This window comes from Pectobacterium araliae (assembly GCF_037076465.1).
GTDB lineage: Bacteria > Pseudomonadota > Gammaproteobacteria > Enterobacterales > Enterobacteriaceae > Pectobacterium > Pectobacterium araliae.
In genome coordinates this window covers 2,461,273-2,482,961 of record NZ_AP028908.1, presented here as the reverse complement: position 1 = coordinate 2,482,961, position 21,689 = coordinate 2,461,273, and the positions used below count along the sequence as shown (strand labels likewise).

The window sequence follows — 21,689 nt, the reverse complement described above, 5'->3', positions numbered from 1 at the left end:
CAAAGACGTGCAGCCGTTGATAACGAACCGGTTTAGCCCGGAACGGCAAACATTAACAGGAATTAGAGTGATGCTCTACCCGAAAACGATAATTGATTAGAATGTAAATAGTTATAAAAGTTGCTATTGATGATTAACCGCTATAACGCGATGTCTGTCACGTTTTTAGCAGTAGCGGAGAACGTTGATGTGGGGCGGTAAATCTCTGGCCCCGCGTATTTCAGGCCAGAGATCGTGTGCGATGATCGTGCTACGCGGTACGCTGCGTGCGGGATGTTTTACTGCTAAGGAAACGTGAGGTCAGGAACGTTCTTACGCGGAACACGATTCGTTCCTGGAACAGAACACATAGCGTCACGGTGCTGATCAGGAAAATGATATAGCCCGTCATGGACAGCTGTACTTGGCCGGCAGCGGCAATACACTGATCCCAATCGCTGAAACAGGCCATCGGATTACCGCGTATCAGCTGTTCCAACGTGCGGAAAAGATTGAAGAGCGGAACATGTAGCGCAAAGATGGAGAGTGATGCCGCCCCCAGTCGCGGTGACCAATGCCGCAGCCACTCGCTGTTAGGCTCACGCGCCAATGCGCTGAGGCACACTAAACCGACCTGAGCGGGCAACAGCAAACCGTTGTGCAGCAGAAAATACCAATAAGCGTCACCTTTCGTGAATAGCCAGGTCGCGACGAGGAAATTTATACCGATAAACAGGGCAACGCTGTGACGTTGGCCCTTGCTTAACGGTGAGCGATCTTTCTGGCGATAATGACGGAACAGCGCATAGCCTAAAATCCCGGCCAAAAATTCCGGCAAACGGAAGATCGGCCCACGTTGCAACAGCCCGGTGTACGGCATGCCGAACTGTTGCTGCCAGATCACCCAAATCGGCGGTAACAGATACAGCAAGCAGACGATGCCCATCCACAGCCACGGATGACGGCTGTTCAACAGACGCGGAGCCAGCAGCGGAAAGGCCAGATAGAAAAAGAACAGCGTAGAAAGCGACCATAACGGGGCATTGAAGGTGAGGAAGTAAGGATTCCATGCCTGCAACATCAGTACCTGCAATAACCCGTTGAATGCCAGTTGTGCATTTGTCATGTAATGGCGCAGCGTTTCGGGGTCGGCTGCGGGGTCGTTGGTATCATAAATGACGAAACGCGCACTGGCGACTTGTCCTTCTGGCGGCACTGCCAGCCACTGCATGAGCGTGACGACGGCAATAGAAGACAGCAGGGCAATGATATGGATAGGGTAAATATTAAAGAAGCGTTTAGCCCAGAACTGGCGAACAGGCTCACGTAGACGTCCGTCCTTAATGTAGACATGCGCTAACAAAAAGCCAGACAGGACAAAGAACGTGCTGGTGGCGAAGAATCCCATACTGGTGAGTTCGCTCAAGAACGGAATACGTTCACGCTGGGGATAAATGTGAACCGTGTGATAAATCATCACATAGCAGCCGAGCAAAAATCGTAACCATTCCAGGCCGATAAATCGCTCCTTACTGACCTTCTTCATATTGTTCCTCAACGTTAAACTCGGTGTAAAAGCCGAAAAATGCGATTACGAACTAGTTTAGACGAGAGTAACGTCATATTAATTAGGATAATAGCTATAAATGATGGTGTCGTTTAACAATTGTTTAACTTAGTGAGATGGCGGTGGTATTTCCATCAACTTCTGCTGCACCCTCGTTCGCTCGAGGATGATATCGATGGGAGGGGCGCCTGAGCGCCTTATCCTTACCGCTGATCATCACTGCCGATTTTACGCTTTGATTAAATGACTTTTTCTTGCAATACCCAGACGGCCGCTTCAACGCGCGATTTTAGCTTCATTTTCTTCAACAGGTGTTTGACGTGAACTTTAACGGTACTTTCGGTAATGGTGAGTTTACGGGCAATCACTTTATTGGAGAGTCCCTGAGCCAGCAATTTCAAAATATCGCGTTCGCGTGGGGTGAGCTGCTGAATATCCCGGTCACTACTGTGGCGGCTTTCACGCAGGCTGGCGGCCAGAATCGGTGTTAATGTTTCACTCAGCACCATTTTCCCTGATGCCGCCTGATGCAGCGCGGCTAATAAATCCTCCGGCTCCATATCTTTTAGCAAATAACCATCGGCACCATTTTTTAAGGCATTGACCACATCATCTTCATGGTTAGATACGCTAAAAACGACAATGCGGCCGGACAGTGATTTTTCCCGCAGACGATTTAACGTTTCCAGACCGTTCATGCCGGGCATATTCAAATCAAGCAGAATCAAATCCGGATCCAACTGCTCCGCGAGTTCGACACCCTGTTCGCCGTGACTGGCTTCACCAGCCACCTGTAATTCTGGGTCCATACTGATGAGTTGTTTAACGCCATTGCGCAACATGGGGTGGTCATCAATCAGCAGTAGAGTGGCGGCGTCTTCGTTAATCATGTGTTTCTCCTGTTAATGGTAGCCGGTGACGGTATTCAGAGAGGAAGCTGACGTTCACTTCTGTTCCCCCCAGCGGCCGGCGTCGAACAATGCATTCGCCGTGCAAACCCCGAGCACGGTCGCGCATGATAATCAGTCCATAGTGGTTGGCGCGGCTGGCATCATCAGGAATGCCGATGCCGTTATCCGCCACGCTAAGTTCGATATAACCCTGCCGCAGCTGTAGCGTGATATCGACCTGCGTGGCCTGTGCGTGTTTATAAATATTACTCAGGGCTTCACGCACAATTTGCAGAACGTGAATGCCTTGATGAGCAGAGACCGACTGTGGCGGCAGACGGTAATGCAGCTCGATGGGATACCCTAGCCGCTTACCGAATTCATCGACCGATGCCCGCAGCGCGGCAAGTAAGCCGGATTCCGAAAGCTTCAGCCGGAAAGTCGTCAGCAGTTCACGCAGTTGGCGGTAGGCGGTGTTCAACTCTTCGCGCATTTCTGTCAGCAACTGCTGTGACGTAGGGGGCAAATCGCCGCCCTGCATTTGCAGACAACTCACCTGAATTTTCAGGCAGGAGAGGGACTGTGCGATAGAGTCGTGCAGCTCGCGGGCAATGGTGGCGCGCTCTTCCATCAGCATCAACTGTTGTTGATGGGTAGACTGACGCTCCAGCGCCAACGTGCTGGTCAACTGTTCCAATAACGTGTTTAGCAACTGATTCTGATCGTGGCTCAGCACGGTATGGTCTGGCAACGTGGCCAACACGACGCCATATTGGCCGTGCTTATCGTGCAGATCCCAGCAGTGGGGGTGACCCGGCTGCTCTTCCTGTTTATGTTGCACACCGCAGCTCTGACAACTGTTATCTGGGCAGTGATCCGGCTGTAACTGACTGTCGTCGCTAAACTGATGAAACTGTTCCTGATTATTATCTTCATACAGTCGCAGTTGAATATTGCGCAGCGGTGTTAACGAGGGCAGTTCGTTCAGGATCGGCATCAATCGACTGCACAGCGGCGCACCGGTATGCAGGTGTCGGCTGGCGCGATAAAGAAAAGAGAGCAACTCGTTTTTTTGTTGCAGGTCAGCCGTTTTCTCGGCTACGCGCTGCTCCAGACTGTGGTACATCGCGGAAAGCTCATCCGACATGCTGTTAAGCACCTGTCCCAGCGTGCTCATTTCATCGTGACCGTTGATCGCCACTCGCTGGGTGAAATCGCCGTGTCCGATGGCCTGCGCCATCGAAACCAGACGTTGCCACGGGGTTAATAGACGACGACGCAAATAAAAGAATGTGGTGACCAGCAGGATAAACATGATGCCGATGAAGATGCGCTGCACCAATGTGACCATCATCAGGCGTTGTTCGGTTTTGTGGTCGATGGCGGAAACCAGATCGTCCAGTTGTTGTACAAAACGGGCGACATCGGCTGAGGCATCGGCGGAGTGCGTTGCTTGCCGCAGATGGGGTTGCAGGCTTTCCAGCCAGAAAACGCGCAACGCAGTGAATTGCTCACTGAGCCCTTCCCGGCGCACAGCCTGCTGAAGGTCGCTACTGGTTTCGTCTTCTTCCAGTTCTTGCAGATAAATTTCATTCTCGGCAGAGAGCGGCACCATCGATAGCAAACGGTAGCTTTGCATACGCAGTGAACCTGCTTTATTAATGGCGTGCGCGTTCCCTTGGATGCTTTGTGACATCCAACTGGAAACCGACATGCCAGCAATACCCAGCAAACCGAGTAGCAGCATCAATAGTGCAACCTGATTGACGAGCGACAGCGGCAGCAGGAAACGTTTCAACATAATAAAGCGACCTCTGCTGGAGGAGTAGAAAACCAGTACCGAGAAGGATAACCCTTTTGGCATTTTTCCCGATCCTACGTGATAACCCTATACCTACTAGTGAGTACCACTGAATATCCATGCCTTGAAAGTGGGTATGGCAGTAAGAAAAGAGAGAGAGATAACCGCTTGAATTATCGTTGCTTATTTTTCTATTTTTATTACTCATTAAGGAGTGTGGTTATTTTTACCCGGTTTTTTTACCTCACAGCACGTTGATTTGCATCAATTTTACCTGCTGTGTAATCCCTAATGTTGCGCCTTAATTCTACCGCGTTTTTATTTATCGAGGTTTTTATGACGCAGCCTTCATCACCCGAACAAGTATCGCAAAGCACGCTGATAAGGGAATGGAATCCTGAAAATGCAACATTATGGCAATCTGGTGGACAACGGATTGCACAGCGTAATCTTTGGATCTCCGTACCGTGCCTGCTGTTGTCGTTTTGTGTCTGGATGATTTTCAGTACCGTGGCGGTTAACCTAAATAAGGTCGGGTTTAGTTTTACCACAGACCAGTTATTTTTGCTTACCGCGCTGCCTTCCGTCTCTGGCGCGCTGTTGCGGATTCCATACTCCTTCGTGATCCCGCTGGTCGGTGGCCGCCGTTGGACGACGCTGAGTACCCTTATCCTGGTTATCCCGTGTATCTGGCTCGGGTTTGTCGTACAGAATCCGCAAACGCCTTACCGCGTTTTTGTTACGATTTCTCTGCTGTGTGGTTTCGCGGGGGCAAATTTCGCGTCCAGCATGGCGAACATTAGCTTCTTCTTCCCCAAAGCACGTCAGGGTAGTGCGTTAGGCATTAACGGCGGATTGGGCAACCTCGGTGTGAGCGTGATGCAACTGCTGGTGCCAGTGGTGATCTTCCTGCCGCTTTTGGGTTTCTCCAGTAATGGTGTGGTTCAGCCCGACGGTCACCAGATTTGGCTGCACCATGCTGCCTGGATGTGGGTACCGTTTTTGATTATTGCTGCAACCGCTGCCTGGTTTGGCATGAACGATCTGTCGACGGCTAATGCATCGATACGCAAACAGTTGCCAGTGTTGAAGCAAATGCACCTGTGGGTACTCAGCTTTCTGTATTTGTCCACCTTTGGTTCATTTATCGGTTTTTCAGCAGGTTTCGGCATGCTATCCAGAACGCAGTTTCCCGATATCGTGATCCTGTACTACGCGTTCTTTGGCCCGCTGCTGGGCGCGTTGGCGCGCCCGGTTGGTGGAATGCTGTCTGATCGCTTTGGCGGTGTGAAGGTCACGCTGATTAACTTCATCCTAATGGCAATTTTCTCGGTGTTACTGTTCCTATCTCTGCCGAGTGCGAATTCTGCGGGTTCATTCGGGATGTTCTTTGGCATCTTCATGATGCTGTTCCTGACGGCGGGTCTGGGGAGTGGTTCAACGTTCCAGATGATCGCGGTTATTTTCCGTAAATTAACGGGAGATCGGGTTAAGGCTCAGGGGGGAAGTGATGCGGATGCACAGAGTTCTGCGGCCACAGATACCGCCGCGGCGCTGGGCTTTATTTCGGCGATTGGCGCTATCGGCGGCTTCTTCATTCCTCAGGCCTTTGGGATGTCGCTGGAATTAACGGGTTCACCAACCGGCGCCATGAAAGTGTTTGTGGTGTGCTACGTGGTGTGTGTTCTGGTGACGTGGCTGTTTTATGCCAGAAAGAAATCATAACGCCGATGTGAACAATGGCGCCGAGGCTAATTCTCGGCGCAAACCCTCGTGCTGTGCTTCCAGGGTTATCGGGCAGTTTGCTTATGGCGCGTATAGGCTGCAAGCAGCGTCCGTTCTGAAAGATCAAGGTAGTCCGCCAGCGTCTGTGCTGCCAGTGCATTCTGTCCGCTATTCAGCAGCGCAAGTATGTTGGCATTCTTTTCAATGTAGGGCGCGTAAAGTAATTCAGGGTCGTCTAAATGACCAAAAGCCAGACGAAGCTCCGCAGAGATATGACGATATAGTCGGGTCAGGCGTTCACTATCAGCAAGCGCCACGATAGCCGTATGAAATTTCATATTCGCGGTACCGACGCGGATCCAGTTCCCTTCTTTACTATACTGCCGGGCTTCCAACACGGCGGCTTCCATTTGTGTCGCGGCAGGATGGAGCGGATAGGCGTGCGTTAGCGCATCACATTCAATCAGTTTGCGTATGCGATAAATATCAATGATTGCGGCGATATCAGGGATCGCGACATAAACGCCACGATTGGGCTCATAACACAGCAACCCTTCTAGCGTCAGTATCCTAAAGACTTCACGCAGTGTATTGCGCGAAATGGACAGTAGCTCACTCAGTGAAGCCTCGGAAAGACGCATACCTGGAGCGAGTTCGCCGATGATAATTTTCTGGCGAATAATTTCGGCGGTTTTCTCACCCAGCATTTGTACGGGCGCGTCTTTCTTCATGAAGATCCAGTGGGTTACGGGAGGAAGGATAGCGCAATCTTCACATATTCCCGTAGCAGCAGCAAGGTGGCACCTCCACATACTGTGCCGCCGTTGCATCATCACAGTGCCAACTCTCTCTGTTGGTGCATCATTTCTGAGCACAATCCGCACCAAGGCGAACTTCGTTATCTGAGGTCGGAATCAGATAACACACTTTCTTGTGAGATCTGTCGCGTTTTTTGTCTTTTTTATCAACACTTATTTGAATATTGTTCAACAATTACCATTGTATTTATTAACAATACTAATTTTTGTACCAACAATGGTCTGTAAATTGCTTAACAGAAGGGAAGGTCATTATCTATTAACGGGAGTGAGTCACATGGCTGCGCAAGATACCGAAAACAATACATTCGCCCAGAGTCGACGTTCATCGCTGATTGCTGCGATCTTTCTGATGGCGACATCAGCAATAGGTCCTGGCTTTATTACACAAACTGCAACCTTTACTGCCATGATGGGGGCCGCATTTGCTTTCGGCATTTTGGCATCGATTGTGATTGATTATGTGGTGCAGCAAAATGTGTGGCGCGTTATTACCACGACGCGTATGCGTGCTTCGGATGTGGCTAATGCGGCGCTGCCAGGGAGTGGCTACGTTCTGTCGGTACTCGTTATTTTGGGGGGGCTGGCATTTAACATTGGTAACATTGCCGGTGCCGGTTTAGGGCTGAATGCATTGCTGGGGCTGGAGCCGAAATGGGGCGGATTGATCAGTGCAGCAGTGGCTATTTACATTTTCTCCTCACGCCGAGCCAGTACCACCGTTGACCGTATCATGGTGTTATTAGGTTTGATGATGATCGTATTGACGTTCTATGTCACGGTGATGTCGAACCCCCCAGTTGGCGAAGCCTTACGCCAGAGCATCCTGCCGGATGAGATTAACTTTGCCTCCATTACTACTATCGTTGGGGGAACGGTTGGGGGATACATCACCTATGCTGGCGCGCATCGACTGCTGGATAAAGGCATGGTCGGCGTGGAGCACATTAAAGAAGTGTCGGCGGCGGCGACGAAAGGCATTCTGGTGGTGGGATTAATGCGTTTCATCCTGTTTCTTGCCGTGCTGGGCGTGGTGGCAAGCGGCGTCACGTTGGATATCTCAAGTCAGGTTGCCAACCCCGCGTCTCAAGCTTTCCAACACGCAACCGGAAGTATTGGCGTAAGAATATTTGGTCTGATCTTTTGGGCTGCCGCGTTAACCAGCGTGATTGGTGCAGCCTACACCTCCATTTCCTTTGTCACCGTGTTTAAACAGTCGATGACAGAGCGTCAGCGAAATCTCGCCACTATCGTTTTTATCGTCGTTTCTTTGGTGGTGTATCTGTCTTTGGGGACAACACCAGCATCCATATTGGTGTTTGTCGGGGGATTTAATGGACTGATTTTGCCTGTTGGTTTATCCATTTTTGTCTATGTGGGATGGAAACGTGCTGATTTGATGGAGGGATATCATTACCCGCGCTGGTTGTTATGGCTGGGTCTGATTACGTGTGCATTGACGTGGTACATGGGCGCTATGTCCTTTAGTGCAATTTTTAATTTCCTGAAGGTCGTGTAAGGAGAACGATATGCCAAAACAAATTGATTTAAATAGCGATTTGGGTGAAAGCTTCGGCCAATGGCAAATGGGCGATGACACTGCGATCCTTGAACTGGTGAGTAGTGCAAACATTGCCTGCGGTTTCCATGCCGGCTCGCCTGCTGGCATTCGTGAAACACTGCGCGCTGCCCATCTGCGTGGTGTCAGCGTTGGTGCGCATGTTGGTTATCCCGATTTGGTTGGCTTTGGCCGACGAGCGATGGATATTGCCAGCGATGAATTAACCGCTGATGTGATTTATCAACTGGGTGCATTGCAAGGATTGGCTAAATCGGTGGGAACGACGGTACGTTACGTCAAGCCTCACGGCGCTTTATACAATACCATTGCTCACGATGAACGTCAGGCGTTAGCCGTTATCGAGGCAATTTTTGCCTACGATACGCAGTTGCCATTAGTCGGGCTGGCCGGTTCACCCATCCTCCAGTTAGCACAGCAGAAGGGATTGAAAACGGTCGCTGAGGCGTTCGCCGACCGTGCCTATCATTCCGATGGACGTCTGGTTTCACGCCGTGAAAAAGGGGCGGTTCTGCATGATCCAGAACAGGTCGCACAACGGATGCTGCAAATGGTGACTGACGGCGGCGTCACGTCGATTGAAGGGGACTTCACACCGGTTCAGGCGGACTCCATCTGCGTGCATGGGGATAGCCCTGGCGCCATAGCGATGGCGGATCAGGTTCGTGTTTTGCTGGAAGCAAACGGCATCACCATTCGCTCTTTTCTGAATTCATAAGGAGAAAAAATGAGCGCATTGATGAAAGCCAGTCAACACGCTATAGATGCCGCCAGAGCGGCCAGACAGACCATCCGTCAGGGTTATGATAAACCGACTGCGGGTATGGCTCCGGGGATGACTCAGGCCAATATGATCGCGCTGCCGCGAGACTGGGCCTTTGACTTTTTACTGTATGCGCAGCGGAATCCGCAAAGTTGCCCGATATTAGATGTGATAGAAGAAGGGGGTTTTCACACCATTCTGGCCGACGGTGCTGATTTGCGTACCGATATTCCTCGTTACCGGGTATGGGAACATGGCAAGCTGGTGAATGAAATCACCGATGCATCAGCGTTGTGGCAGCAACACACCGACTTAGTGACGTTCCTGATTGGCTGTAGCTTCACATTTGAAACGCCACTGTCTGCGGCTGGCATTGACATCCGACACATTAGTGCGGGTTGCAATGTGCCGATGTACAAAACCAATCGATTGTGCCGCCCGGCGGGACGCTTGCAGGGGGAACTCGTGGTCTCTATGCGCCCCATCCCTGCCGATCGCGTGGCCGATGCCGTGATGATCACGGGGCGTTTCCCCGCAGTACATGGTGCGCCGGTTCATATTGGCGAGCCTTCGTTGCTGGGCATTAACGATATTATGCAACCGGATTTTGGTGATGCCGTGAGTATTGAACCGGGAGAAATTCCCGTGTTCTGGGCGTGTGGCGTGACGCCGCAGGCTGCGGTAATGAAATCAGGAGTACCTTTTGCTCTCAGCCACGCGCCGGGACACATGTTTATCACGGACGTGCCAGACGCGGCCTGGCAGCGCTAGGGGAGAGAATCGTGCGCTTTTTACCGGTCAACTTGAGCAGTTTCCTTGTTGAGTTAGCGAATCTGAATGAGACGCTAGCGCTTTTTGATTCCTTATCTGAGCAGCCGATTTATGGCATCGACGAGGTGATTCCGGCCGCCAGAACGCTGCTTATCCGGTTTCAACCTGTGGTCGTTTCGTCCAGCGTATTAGCGAGACAGATTAGCCAGCGTGAACGAGTGCGTGTGCCGTCTGCAAGCCCACAGCAAGTCACGGTGCCTGTGTATTACAACGGCGAGGATCTGCACGATGTAGCGGAGCACCTCGGTATTCGCCTATCGGATGTCATTGCACGCCATACTGATGCTCTCTGGAGCGTGGCATTTACCGGCTTTGCGCCAGGGTTTGCTTATATGGTTTCTCATGGCTCATCGTGGCAGGTGCCACGCCGACCTACACCACGTACTCGAATTCCGGCAGGTTCCGTAGCCCTGGCGGGAGAGTTCAGCGGTATTTACCCTCAGGCCAGCCCCGGAGGCTGGCAGCTTATTGGCCATACTCCGCTGAAAATGTGGGATCTGCATCGGCAGCAGCCAGCGCTCTTACTGCCGGGGACTCAAGTTCGTTTTGTGGATGCGGCAAGTGAGACCCGTGTGATCAGCCTGCCTCCGGCCACACCAGCGGCAGAAGCTCAAACGAAAACCACACCGATCAGCCTGACTGTGCTCTCCAGCGGGCTACAAACCTTGTATCAAGATTTGGGAAGGCCTGGGCAGGCAGCAATGGGCGTCGGCGAATCCGGGGCGATGGACAAGGCGGCGCTGCGTAATGCGAACCGCGTGGTGGGTAATCCTGTCACGCATACGTGCCTTGAAGTCGTGCAAGGCGGGTTCCGCGCACGGGTACAGGGCGAATTGTTACTCTGCGTGACGGGAGCGCCTTGCGAAATAACGCTAAAGACAGCCTCCGGTGACACGATGATGATGGCGTGCTATCAACCCCTTGATTTGCGTGATGGGGATGAAATCTCCCTGCGGGGGTTGGCAACGGGACTGCGTAGCTATCTTGCTGTGCGTGGCGGGTTTCAGGTTGATGCCATCCTGGGAAGTTGTGCTTTTGACAGTCTAGCTCAAGTCGGTCCATTACCGTTGAAAACTGGAGATGTGCTGAACATTGGGGGGGCAGAAGGGTGTACCTCGGTACAGTGTGGGATATTACCCCCAACATCGCTGCCTGCATCGGGTGACGTTGTCACTTTGGATATTGTCTTTGGCCCAAGAACGGACTGGTTTACCGATGAGGGGATGGCGCTTTTGACGTCACAAACGTGGCGGGTTACGCCGCAATCTAACCGTATTGGCCTGCGTTTATCAGGAAGCCAAACGTTAACACGTAGCCAGCATCAGGAATTACCCAGTGAAGGAACATGCTGTGGTGCTATTCAGGTACCCGCTAGCGGTCAACCCGTTCTGTTCCTGAACGACCACCCGCTTACGGGGGGCTATCCGGTGATTGCCGCTGTTGCTGATTATCACCTTGATTTGGCTGGACAAATCCCACCGGGCGCACTTATCCGGTTTAATGCCGTTCGTCCGTTTCATGACATTAATGAGAGTGAGATCTTTGATGAGCACCATTTCTAATTATCACGATCGGCCGCAAAAAGTCCTTATTGCTAATCGGGGTGAAATTGCGGTGCGTATTATTCGTGCCTGTCGGGATTATGGCGCACAGGCTGTTGCGGTTTATGCCGATCCTGATGTGGATGCCTCACACGTACGTTTGGCGGATGAAGCCTGGGCGTTGCCGGGCGTGCGTTCAGCGGATACTTACCTGAATATTCCACTGCTGATTGATATCGCACGTCGTTCGGGGGCGACGATGGTTCATCCGGGATATGGCTTTTTATCCGAACGAGCCGAATTTGCCCGTGCGGTACAAGAGGCGGGACTGATTTGGATCGGCCCACAACCGGAGACGATCGAGCAGCTTGGCGATAAAGTTCAGGCACGCAAAATTGCGCAAGCGGTGGGTGCTCCTTTAGTTAAAGGGACGACAGAGCCAGTGAGTGATGCACAGGAGGTGCTGAGTTTTGCTCAGGAACATGGTTTACCTATTGCGATCAAAGCCGCATTTGGCGGCGGTGGACGTGGGCTGAAGGTCGCGTGGCGACTGGATGAAGTGGAAGAGCTTTATCATTCCGCCGTAAGGGAAGCGGAAGCGGCATTCGGGCGTGGCGAATGTTTTGTTGAGCAGTTCCTGGATAAACCTCGCCATATTGAAGCGCAGGTCATTGCGGATAAACAGGGCAATGTCGTGGTATTGGGGACACGGGATTGTTCCTTGCAACGGCGCAATCAAAAGCTGATAGAAGAAGCGCCAGCACCGTTTATCACCACCGCGCAACGGCAGCGTATTCATCAGGCGGCGCAGGCTATTTGTACGCATGCTGGCTATGAAAGTGCCGGAACCGTTGAATTTTTACTGAGCGGTGATGGCACGCTGTCCTTTCTGGAAGTCAATACCCGTTTGCAGGTTGAACACCCGGTCACGGAAGAGACGACGGGTATTGATATTGTGGTAGAACAACTGCGCATTGCAGAAGGGTTGCCGTTGAGTGTCCATGAAACCCCTGAACCGCGTGGTCACGCTTTTGAATTTCGTATTAACGCGGAAGACGCGGCGAAAGGCTTCTTACCAACGCCGGGTACGCTTTCTCTCTTTAACGTGCCTTGTGGTCCAGGTGTGCGTCTGGATAGCGGAGTAGGTGCAGGGTCAACGGTTCCTGGCAGTTATGATTCTCTGATGGCAAAGTTGATTATTACGGGGAGCTCGCGAGAACAGGCTATTCAACGTGCCCGTCGTGCGCTACGCGAGTTTGTTATTCAGGGCGTCGCTTCTGTCTTGCCGTTTCACTGCGCGGTTATGGATGATGCTGATTTCACCGAAACATTTCGGGTACATACGCGTTGGATCGAAACTGAATTTACGGGGCAGATTGCGGCGATGCCTCGTCATATACATTCAACTGATAGCAACCTGACTCGTACCTTTATTGAGATCGACGGCCAGCGCCATGCACTGGCCTTTCCCAGCCAATTATTGGGAGGGCTGGCCTCGTTTGCTACGGCACCGTCTACACCGATTCCGGCAGCGAAAGAAGACGACCCTACACAGTTACCCACATCGATTGCAGGCACCTTACATAGTTGGCTGATTGAGGACGGTGTACAAGTAGAAAAAGGTGAGGTTGTCGCAGTGATGGAAGCAATGAAAATGGAGGTTCAGATTCAGTCTCATCGAGCGGGAACGTTGCACCACTGCGTCGAACAGGGAGCATATCTCGCAGCGGAAACGGTGCTGGCAACCGTTCGTTAACTTATCGCGTTTCACCTGACGAGCGCAGGCTCACTCTGTTGCGTCTGCGCTCGTCAATGTTCACTTTTCCCTCGACGGACGCATGGCGTAAGCCTACTACCTCCAAATAGTCACCTCTGTGCATTACTCACGTTACATCGTTTTTATCTCGTTTTTTTATTCTTATTTTTCATTGCATTGAATGGGTTCTCTCCCCTTATCCTTTATGGGTAGTTAGGTGGGTTCCCTGTTTTTAGCCTGGAAACTCTCTTGATCATCATCAAATTTGACGAAGGGCTTGCTGGATACCCTAGCGCCAATTTGAGCGATGTGTCGTCAGCAAAAACAGATGTCTGCTACGAGCATTTCATAACGACAGGAGCCAACAGGCTTCGCAGCAGGAGAGTCAGGATGAGCAAATTCCTTGACCGGTTACGTTACTTCAAACAACTGGCCGAACCGTTTTCCGACGGTCACGGGCAGACCCTCAATACCAATCGTGACTGGGAAGATGGCTATCGTAGTCGCTGGCAGCATGACAAAATCGTGCGTTCTACCCACGGGGTAAACTGCACCGGTTCATGTAGCTGGAAGATTTATGTGAAAAACGGTCTGGTGACGTGGGAAACGCAGCAGACTGACTATCCGCGTACCCGCCCGGACTTGCCTAACCATGAACCTCGTGGCTGCCCACGCGGCGCCAGCTACTCTTGGTATCTCTACAGCGCTAACCGCCTGAAATACCCGATGATGCGTAAACGCCTGATGAAGCTGTGGCGTGAAGCGAAACTGACGCACAGCGATCCGGTTGATGCCTGGGCGTCCATCGTCAATGACCCCGAAAAAACCCAATACTACAAACAAATTCGTGGCCGTGGTGGTTTCGTTCGTTCTGACTGGAATGAAGTTAACGAGCTGATCGCGGCCTCTAACGTTTACACCGCCAAAACCTATGGCCCAGACCGCATTATCGGTTTCTCACCGATTCCGGCGATGTCAATGGTGTCCTACGCTGCCGGTGCGCGTTACCTTTCTCTGCTCGGCGGCGTCTGCCTGAGCTTCTATGACTGGTACTGTGACTTGCCACCGGCGTCACCCATGACATGGGGTGAGCAGACTGACGTACCGGAATCGGCAGACTGGTATAACTCCTCCTACATCATCGCCTGGGGCTCTAACGTTCCGCAAACCCGTACACCGGATGCCCACTTCTTCACGGAAGTGCGCTACAAAGGCACCAAAACCGTTGCGGTCACGCCGGACTACGCTGAAATCGCCAAGCTGTGCGACCATTGGCTGAACCCGAAACAAGGCACCGACAGCGCGATGGCGCTGGCAATGGGCCACGTTATTCTGAAAGAGTTCCACCTCGACAAACCGAGCCAGTATTTCAGTGAGTACGTTCGTCAATACACGGACTTACCGATGCTGGTGCTGCTGGAACCGCGTGAAGATGGCTACTACGCGGCAGGCCGACTGCTGCGTGCCTCCGATCTGGTGGACAACCTCGGCCAAGACAACAATCCGCAGTGGAAAACCATCGCGATTGACGATGAAAGCGGCAACCTGACGGCACCGCAAGGGTCGATCGGCTACCGCTGGGGCGATCAGGGCAAATGGAACCTGGAACAGCGTGACGGCGTGAGCGGCGAAGAAGTGAAGCTGCGCTTGAGCCTGCTGGGGTCGCACGACGATGTGGTTGATGTTGGCTTCCCGTATTTTGGCGGCGCGGTCAGCGAACATTTCAACAACGTTGCGCTAGAAGAAATCCTGCTGCACAAACTGCCAGTTAAGCGCCTGACGTTGGCTGACGGTAGCGAAGCGCTGGTTGCCTGCGTGTATGACCTGACGATGGCGAACTACGGCCTGGATCGTGGTCTGGGCGACGACAACTGCGCGCGCGATTACGACGATGTGAAAGCGTACAGCCCAGCCTGGGCTGAGGAAATCACGGGCGTTTCTCGTCAGAACATCATCCGCATTGCGCGTGAATTCGCGGATAACGCCGATAAAACGCACGGTCGTTCGATGATCATCGTCGGTGCCGGTATCAACCACTGGTACCACATGGACATGAACTACCGCGGCATTATCAACATGCTGATTTTCTGCGGCTGTGTCGGTCAGAGCGGTGGGGGTTGGGCGCACTACGTCGGACAAGAAAAACTGCGTCCGCAAACCGGTTGGACGCCGCTGGCGTTTGGTCTGGACTGGCAGCGTCCGCCGCGTCACATGAACAGTACCTCGTTCTTCTATAACCATTCCAGCCAGTGGCGTTATGAAACCGTCGCGCCGCAGGAATTGCTGTCACCGCTGGCGGATAAATCCCGCTTTAGCGGCAGCATGATTGACTTCAACGTGCGTGCCGAACGTATGGGCTGGCTGCCATCTGCACCGCAGTTGAACGTTAACCCGCTGGATATCGCAGAAAAAGCGCGTGCCGCTGGTGTCACGCCGCAGGAATATACCGTTGCCGCGTTGAAATCAGGCGAAATCAAATTTGCCGCTGAACAGCCGGATAGCCCGCAAAACTACCCGCGCAACCTGTTCATTTGGCGTTCTAACCTGTTGGGTTCCTCCGGTAAAGGCCACGAATACATGCTGAAGTACCTGCTGGGTACGGATCATGGTATTCAAGGGCAAGATCTGGGCATGGCGGGCAGCGTGAAGCCGGAAGAAGTGGAATGGCGCGCTCAAGGCGTTGAAGGCAAACTGGATCTGGTGGTGACACTTGATTTCCGTATGTCCAGCACCTGCCTGTATTCCGACATCGTCCTGCCAACGGCAACCTGGTACGAAAAAGACGACATGAATACCTCGGACATGCATCCGTTTATTCACCCGTTGTCTGCGGCTGTCGATCCGGCATGGGATTCCAAAAGCGACTGGGAAATCTACAAAGGCATCGCGAAAACTTTCTCCCGCGTCTGTCAGGGACACCTTGGACAGGAAACCGATCTGGTTACCTTGCCAATCCAACACGATTCCCCGGCAGAAATGGCGCAGCCGTTCGGCGTGGATGACTGGAAAAAAGGCGAATGCGATCTGATTCCGGGTAAAACGGCACCCCACCTGATGATGGTGGAGCGCGATTACCCGAACCTGTACGAACGTTTCACCTCACTTGGTCCGTTGATGGACAAGCTGGGTAACGGCGGTAAAGGTATCGGTTGGAACACACAGACCGAAGTCGATTTCCTGAAAAAGCTGAACTACACCAAGGCTGACGGTGCGGCGGCAGGTCGTCCGAAGATTGAAACGGCGATCGATGCGGCAGAAGTGATTCTGTCTCTGGCCCCGGAAACCAATGGTCAGGTAGCGGTAAAAGCGTGGGAAGCGCTGAGCAAATTCACCGGTCGTGATCACACACATCTGGCGCTGAATAAAGAAGACGAGAAAATTCGCTTCCGCGACATTCAGGCGCAGCCGCGCAAGATCATCTCCAGCCCGACCTGGTCTGGTCTGGAAGATGAACATGTCTCTTATAACGCCTGTTATACCAACGTTCACGAGCTGATTCCGTGGCGTACGCTGTCCGGTCGCCAGCAGTTGTATCAAGACCATGAATGGATGCGTGCCTTCGGTGAAAGCCTGCTGGTGTACCGTCCACCGGTTGATACCCGTGCGGCTGAGCCGGTGATGAACCAGAAACCAAACGGCAACCCGGAAAAAGCGTTGAACTTCCTAACGCCGCACCAGAAATGGGGCATTCACTCCACGTACAGCGACAACCTGTTGATGCTGACGCTGGGGCGCGGTGGCCCGATTATCTGGCTGAGCGAAGACGATGCCCGTGATTTGGGTATTGCGGATAACGACTGGGTAGAAGCGTTCAACGCCAACGGTGCGCTGACGGCACGTGCGGTGGTGAGTCAGCGTGTGCCTGCGGGAATGACCATGATGTACCACGCGCAGGAACGCATTATTAACCTGCCGGGATCGGAAATTACCCAGCAGCGCGGCGGTATTCACAACTCGGTAACCCGTATCACGCCGAAACCGACCCATATGATCGGTGGCTATGCCCAATTGGCTTATGGCTTTAACTACTACGGCACCGTCGGGTCAAACCGTGATGAGTTTGTCGTGGTGCGTAAAATGAAACGCATCGACTGGCTGGATGATGAAGGCCAGGACTATGTTCAGCAACAGACGGTTCAGCAACAGACGGTTCAGCAACAAACAGTACAGAAAGCGGTACAGCAGGAGAAAGCCTGATGAAAATTCGTTCACAAGTGGGCATGGTGTTGAATCTGGACAAATGCATCGGCTGTCACACCTGCTCCGTTAGCTGTAAAAACGTCTGGACCAGCCGTGAAGGGATGGAATACGCCTGGTTCAATAACGTCGAAACCAAACCGGGCGTGGGTTATCCCCATGCCTGGGAAGATCAGGAAAAGTGGAAGGGCGGCTGGATCCGTAAAATCAGCGGCAAGCTTGAACCGCGGATGGGTAACCGCATCAGCGTGTTGTCCAAAATCTTCGCTAACCCAGATGTACCGGAAATCGACGACTACTACGAGCCGTTCGACTACGACTATCAGAACCTGCGTAAAGCGCCGGAAGGCAAGCATCAGCCTGTCGCCCGTCCGCGCTCGCTGATTACCGGTCAGCGGATGAAGAAAATCGAGAACGGCCCGAACTGGGAAGACGATCTGGGCGGCGAATTCAGCAAACGCTCCAAGGATAAGAACTTCGATCCTGTCCATTTCAATGATGTGCAGAAAGAGATGTACGGCCAGTTCGAAAACACGTTCATGATGTATCTGCCGCGTCTGTGTGAGCATTGTCTGAACCCCGCGTGCGTGGCGACCTGTCCGAGCGGCGCGATCTACAAACGCGGTGAAGACGGTATTGTCCTGATCGATCAGGACAAGTGTCGCGGCTGGCGTATGTGCTTGACCGGGTGTCCGTACAAGAAAATCTACTTCAACTGGAAGAGCGGCAAATCAGAAAAATGTATTTTCTGCTACCCGCGTATCGAAAGCGGTCAGCCAACGCTGTGTTCAGAAACCTGCGTTGGGCGTATCCGCTATCTGGGCGTGCTGCTCTATGATGCCGATCGCATTGAACAAGCAGCCTCGGTGGAAAACGAGAAAGATCTGTACCAGAGCCAACTGGATGTGTTCCTTGACCCGAACGACCCGAAAGTCATTGAGCAAGCGCTGAAAGATGGCATTCCAAACAGCGTGATTGAAGCCGCACAGAAATCACCGGTTTACAAAATGGCGATGGACTGGAAGTTGGCGCTGCCGCTGCACCCAGAATACCGCACGCTGCCGATGGTGTGGTACGTGCCGCCGTTGTCACCGATTCAGTCTGCCGCAGACGCGGGTCAACTGGCGCACACTGGCGTATTGCCGGACGTCGAAAGCCTGCGCATTCCAGTGCAATATCTGGCGAACCTGCTGACCGCAGGTGATACCGAGCCAGTATTACTGGCGCTGAAACGTATGCTGGCGATGCGTCACTACAAACGTGCAGAAACCGTAGAAGGCAAAATCGATACCAGCGCGCTGGAGCAGGTTGGGCTGACTGAAGCGCAGGCGCAGGAAATGTACCGCTACTTGGCGATTGCGAACTACGAAGACCGTTTCGTGATCCCGTCAAGCCATCGTGAACTGGCGCGTGAAGCCTTCCCAGAAAGCAAAGGTTGCGGCTTCAGCTTTGGCGATGGTTGCCACGGTAGTGATACCAAATTCAACCTGTTCAACAGCAAGCGTATTGATGCTATTGATGTCAGCAGCAAAACACGCGATATGAACAGCAAGATCATGCAGGAGACGAACCATGATTAGCCTGCGGATTATTGCCCGCCTGCTGGACTATCCCGATAGCGAGCTATGGGAAAACCGGGCTGAATTGATCGACGCGGTAGAGCAGGCCGATGTCTTACCGCTACGAGAGAGCCACACGTTGATGCAGTTCATCAACACGCTGTGTGCGCAGGATCTGTTGGACAAACAGGCGGAGTATAGCGGCCTGTTTGACCGCGGTCGGGCGACCTCGTTGCTGTTGTTCGAACACGTTCACGGCGAATCTCGTGACCGTGGTCAGGCGATGGTCGATCTCATGCAGCAATATCAGGATGCCGGTCTGGCACTGGATTGCCGTGAGCTACCGGACTACCTGCCGCTGTATCTTGAGTACCTTTCTCGTCTGGAACCCGCGCAGAGCCGTGCGGGTTTACTCGACATCGCGCCGATTCTGGCGCTGATTGGTGCGCGTTTGCAGCAGCGTGACAGCAGCTATGCCGTGCTGTTCGATCTGTTGTTGGCGTTGTCTGGTAGTAACCTGAAAAGTGACAATGTCACACATCAGGTGGCTGACGAAGCGCGTGATGACACGCCGCAGGCGCTGGATGCCGTGTGGGAAGAGGAACAGGTTAAGTTCCTCGGCGAAGAAGGCTGCGCATCGGCCCAACAAACGCAACACCAACGCCGCTTCGCTGGCGCGGTGGTGCCGCAATATCTGAACCTTGACGCGACATCGGCGGGAGGGCAACGCTAATGAGTGCAATCACGAGCTATTTCAATATATTTTTGTTTGACATCTATCCTTATCTGGCGATGGCGATCTTCCTGATTGGCAGTTGGCTGCGTTATGACTACGGCCAGTACAGCTGGCGTGCGGGTTCGAGCCAAATGCTGGATAAAAAAGGGATGCGTCTGGCGTCTAACCTGTTCCATCTGGGGATTCTGGGCGTATTTGCTGGGCACTTCCTCGGTATGTTGACGCCGCACTGGATGTACGAAGCCTTCCTGCCGATGGATGTAAAACAGAAAATGGCGATGTTTGGCGGTGGTGCTGCTGGTCTGCTGACGTTTGTTGGTGGTGCGCTGCTGTTAAAGCGCCGTCTGACTAACCCACGTATTCGTGCGACGTCCAGCGTTGGTGACATTCTCATTCTGTCTTTACTGGTGATTCAGGCTGGTTTGGGTGTATTGACCATCCCGTTCTCTGCACAGCATATGGACGGCAGTGAAATGCTGAAGTTGGTCGGTTGGGCACAGAGCGTGGCGTACTTCCAAGGTGGTGCGTCTGTACATCTGGCGGGTGTTGCGCTGATCTTCAAACTGCATATCGTGTTGGGGCTGACGTTGTTCGTCCTATTCCCGTTCTGCCGTTTGGTTCACATCTGGAGCGCACCGGTCGAGTACCTGACGCGTCGCTACCAGCTTGTGCGTAACCGTCGCTAAGTATGATAGAAACGGCTGTGTTGCTATAACACCGAAGATCGTTAAAAACCCTATCAACAGAACAAGAACGGGAATAATGGGATAGAAGAGTAAAGCGTCCTCACCAGTGACAAAAGCGTCAGGAACGCTTTTGAACGTCGCTTGCGTCAGCCCGAAAGGGGGAATCTCAGGGATGAGATTCGTATCTGCGCGGCTCGGGCTTACAGCTACCGTCTTTACGATCTACCCATTATTCCCGCTCGGCTTTTTATCTTTCCTGCCGACAGCGCCCTTCATCGGCCGTGTCGTTGCCAGCGGGTCAACGCCGTGAGCATGACGTCACGCCAGTCGTGTGGTGAGGATGGCGTGTTCATGACTTTACCTTCAATTCAAGATACGATAATAGAGTTGATCAATTACCTTGAAACCAAGATAAATGAAGAGTCAAACCAGCGAATACGATGCAGTAGATGACATCCTTGATCAGTGGCGGCGCGAACGCCCCGATCTGGATGCCAGTCCTATGGGGCCGATTGGACGCCTCAGGCGATGTGCTGTACTCATGGATCAGCGTCTGGAATCCTGCTTTGCCAGATTCGATCTGAGCAGTTGGGAGTTTGATATGCTGGCTACGCTGCGGCGCGCTGGCGCACCATATTGCCTGAGTCCGACTGAACTGTTCTCCACGCTGATGGTGACGTCGGGCACCATGACTCACCGACTCAAGCGCCTTGAAATTCGAGGGTTTATCGAGCGAGTGCAGAACGAACAGGATGCGCGCAGCATGCTGGTGCAACTCACCGATACAGGGCTTGCACTGATTAATCGCGCCGTCGAGGCGCACATTGAGAACGAGCGGCAGGTGCTCTCTGTGCTATCTACGGATGTGCTAGCTGCACTTGACACCAATCTCGCGGCGCTATTGCGAGCATTAGAAAGTCATAACAAAGGGAACTGAGCGATGTCAGCATACCATGCTTCAATCTGCTGGCAGCGCGATGGACAAGATTTTATGGATAACTGCTACAGCCGCCTGCATCAATGGCAATTTGACGGCGGCATTACGCTACGCGCCTCGTCGGCAAAATACGCTGTCGGTGTGGCACCGACGCTGAGCATAGGACAGGCTATCCCCAGCGATCGAACACGCTGTCCGGCATCGCTGATTTGCGCATCCAGCCCGGCAGCCTTGAGCTCTTGCGCCATATCTGAGGATTTTCTGCTATCACGCACGGCATCATAAGCTAGCTCATGACTGATGAGCGCCGCGGATTCGGCTTCA

The 21,689-nt window shown here is 52.8% G+C and carries 16 protein-coding genes; 12 read left to right on the top strand and 4 right to left on the bottom strand.

Going from position 1 to position 21,689, the window contains the following annotated elements; translation table 11 throughout:
* Positions 1-250: 250 nt before the first annotated feature.
* From AACH44_RS11195 to narX, 3 genes are all read right to left on the bottom strand, one after another.
* On the bottom strand, positions 251-1,525 hold the full coding sequence (locus tag AACH44_RS11195) for an acyltransferase family protein (protein ID WP_261848642.1): 1,275 nt from the start codon (positions 1,523-1,525) through the stop codon (positions 251-253).
* Between the two features lie 260 nt (positions 1,526-1,785).
* Entirely contained in the window at positions 1,786-2,436 is a 651-nt protein-coding gene (narL, locus tag AACH44_RS11190; protein ID WP_010276892.1) for a two-component system response regulator NarL, read from the bottom strand.
* Entirely contained in the window at positions 2,429-4,237 is a 1,809-nt protein-coding gene (gene narX / locus AACH44_RS11185) for a nitrate/nitrite two-component system sensor histidine kinase NarX (protein WP_261848711.1), read from the bottom strand. Before narX ends, narL begins: the two co-directional genes overlap by 8 nt.
* A 336-nt stretch (positions 4,238-4,573) precedes the next feature.
* Between narX and AACH44_RS11180 the strand changes: the two genes are divergently transcribed.
* A complete protein-coding gene (locus AACH44_RS11180) occupies positions 4,574-5,962 on the top strand; it encodes a NarK family nitrate/nitrite MFS transporter (RefSeq protein ID WP_261848641.1) in 1,389 nt (462 codons plus the stop codon).
* Between the two features lie 65 nt (positions 5,963-6,027).
* Here the strand turns inward: AACH44_RS11180 and AACH44_RS11175 are convergent, their stop codons facing one another.
* Positions 6,028-6,693 carry a GntR family transcriptional regulator gene (locus tag AACH44_RS11175; RefSeq protein WP_261848640.1) on the bottom strand — a complete coding sequence of 222 codons (666 nt, stop codon included), beginning with the start codon at positions 6,691-6,693 and terminating at the stop codon, positions 6,028-6,030.
* Between the two features lie 364 nt (positions 6,694-7,057).
* Here AACH44_RS11175 and AACH44_RS11170 point away from each other — a divergent pair, with 364 nt between their 5' ends.
* The 11 genes from AACH44_RS11170 to AACH44_RS11120 all read left to right on the top strand — a co-directional run bounded on the left by AACH44_RS11170 (position 7,058) and on the right by AACH44_RS11120 (position 21,650).
* Positions 7,058-8,299 (top strand): NRAMP family divalent metal transporter, encoded by a 1,242-nt coding sequence (locus AACH44_RS11170; RefSeq protein WP_261848639.1) that lies wholly within the window; start codon positions 7,058-7,060, stop codon positions 8,297-8,299.
* A gap of 10 nt (positions 8,300-8,309) precedes the next feature.
* The gene (locus AACH44_RS11165) at positions 8,310-9,077 is read left to right on the top strand and encodes a 5-oxoprolinase subunit PxpA (protein ID WP_338659240.1); all 768 of its coding nucleotides are present in this window, start codon (positions 8,310-8,312) and stop codon (positions 9,075-9,077) included.
* A gap of 9 nt (positions 9,078-9,086) precedes the next feature.
* Positions 9,087-9,893: a putative hydro-lyase gene (locus tag AACH44_RS11160; RefSeq protein WP_261848637.1), complete on the top strand. Its 807-nt coding sequence runs from the start codon at positions 9,087-9,089 to the stop codon at positions 9,891-9,893.
* Between the two features lie 11 nt (positions 9,894-9,904).
* Positions 9,905-11,515 (top strand): urea amidolyase family protein, encoded by a 1,611-nt coding sequence (locus AACH44_RS11155; protein WP_261848636.1) that lies wholly within the window; start codon positions 9,905-9,907, stop codon positions 11,513-11,515.
* Positions 11,499-13,250 (top strand): acetyl/propionyl/methylcrotonyl-CoA carboxylase subunit alpha, encoded by a 1,752-nt coding sequence (locus AACH44_RS11150; RefSeq protein ID WP_261848635.1) that lies wholly within the window; start codon positions 11,499-11,501, stop codon positions 13,248-13,250. Before AACH44_RS11155 ends, AACH44_RS11150 begins: the two co-directional genes overlap by 17 nt.
* A gap of 390 nt (positions 13,251-13,640) precedes the next feature.
* Positions 13,641-17,447: a nitrate reductase subunit alpha gene (locus AACH44_RS11145; protein WP_261848634.1), complete on the top strand. Its 3,807-nt coding sequence runs from the start codon at positions 13,641-13,643 to the stop codon at positions 17,445-17,447.
* Positions 17,447-19,027, top strand: coding sequence for a nitrate reductase subunit beta (narH, locus tag AACH44_RS11140; protein WP_261848633.1), 1,581 nt, complete (start codon positions 17,447-17,449; stop codon positions 19,025-19,027). Before AACH44_RS11145 ends, narH begins: the two co-directional genes overlap by 1 nt.
* Entirely contained in the window at positions 19,020-19,739 is a 720-nt protein-coding gene (gene narJ, locus AACH44_RS11135) for a nitrate reductase molybdenum cofactor assembly chaperone (RefSeq protein WP_261848632.1), read from the top strand. Before narH ends, narJ begins: the two co-directional genes overlap by 8 nt.
* A complete protein-coding gene (gene narI / locus AACH44_RS11130) occupies positions 19,739-20,428 on the top strand; it encodes a respiratory nitrate reductase subunit gamma (RefSeq protein ID WP_261848631.1) in 690 nt (229 codons plus the stop codon). Before narJ ends, narI begins: the two co-directional genes overlap by 1 nt.
* A 415-nt stretch (positions 20,429-20,843) precedes the next feature.
* Positions 20,844-21,365, top strand: coding sequence for a MarR family winged helix-turn-helix transcriptional regulator (locus AACH44_RS11125; RefSeq protein WP_261848630.1), 522 nt, complete (start codon positions 20,844-20,846; stop codon positions 21,363-21,365).
* A gap of 3 nt (positions 21,366-21,368) precedes the next feature.
* Positions 21,369-21,650: a hypothetical protein gene (locus AACH44_RS11120; protein WP_261848714.1), complete on the top strand. Its 282-nt coding sequence runs from the start codon at positions 21,369-21,371 to the stop codon at positions 21,648-21,650.
* Positions 21,651-21,689 lie beyond the last annotated feature (39 nt).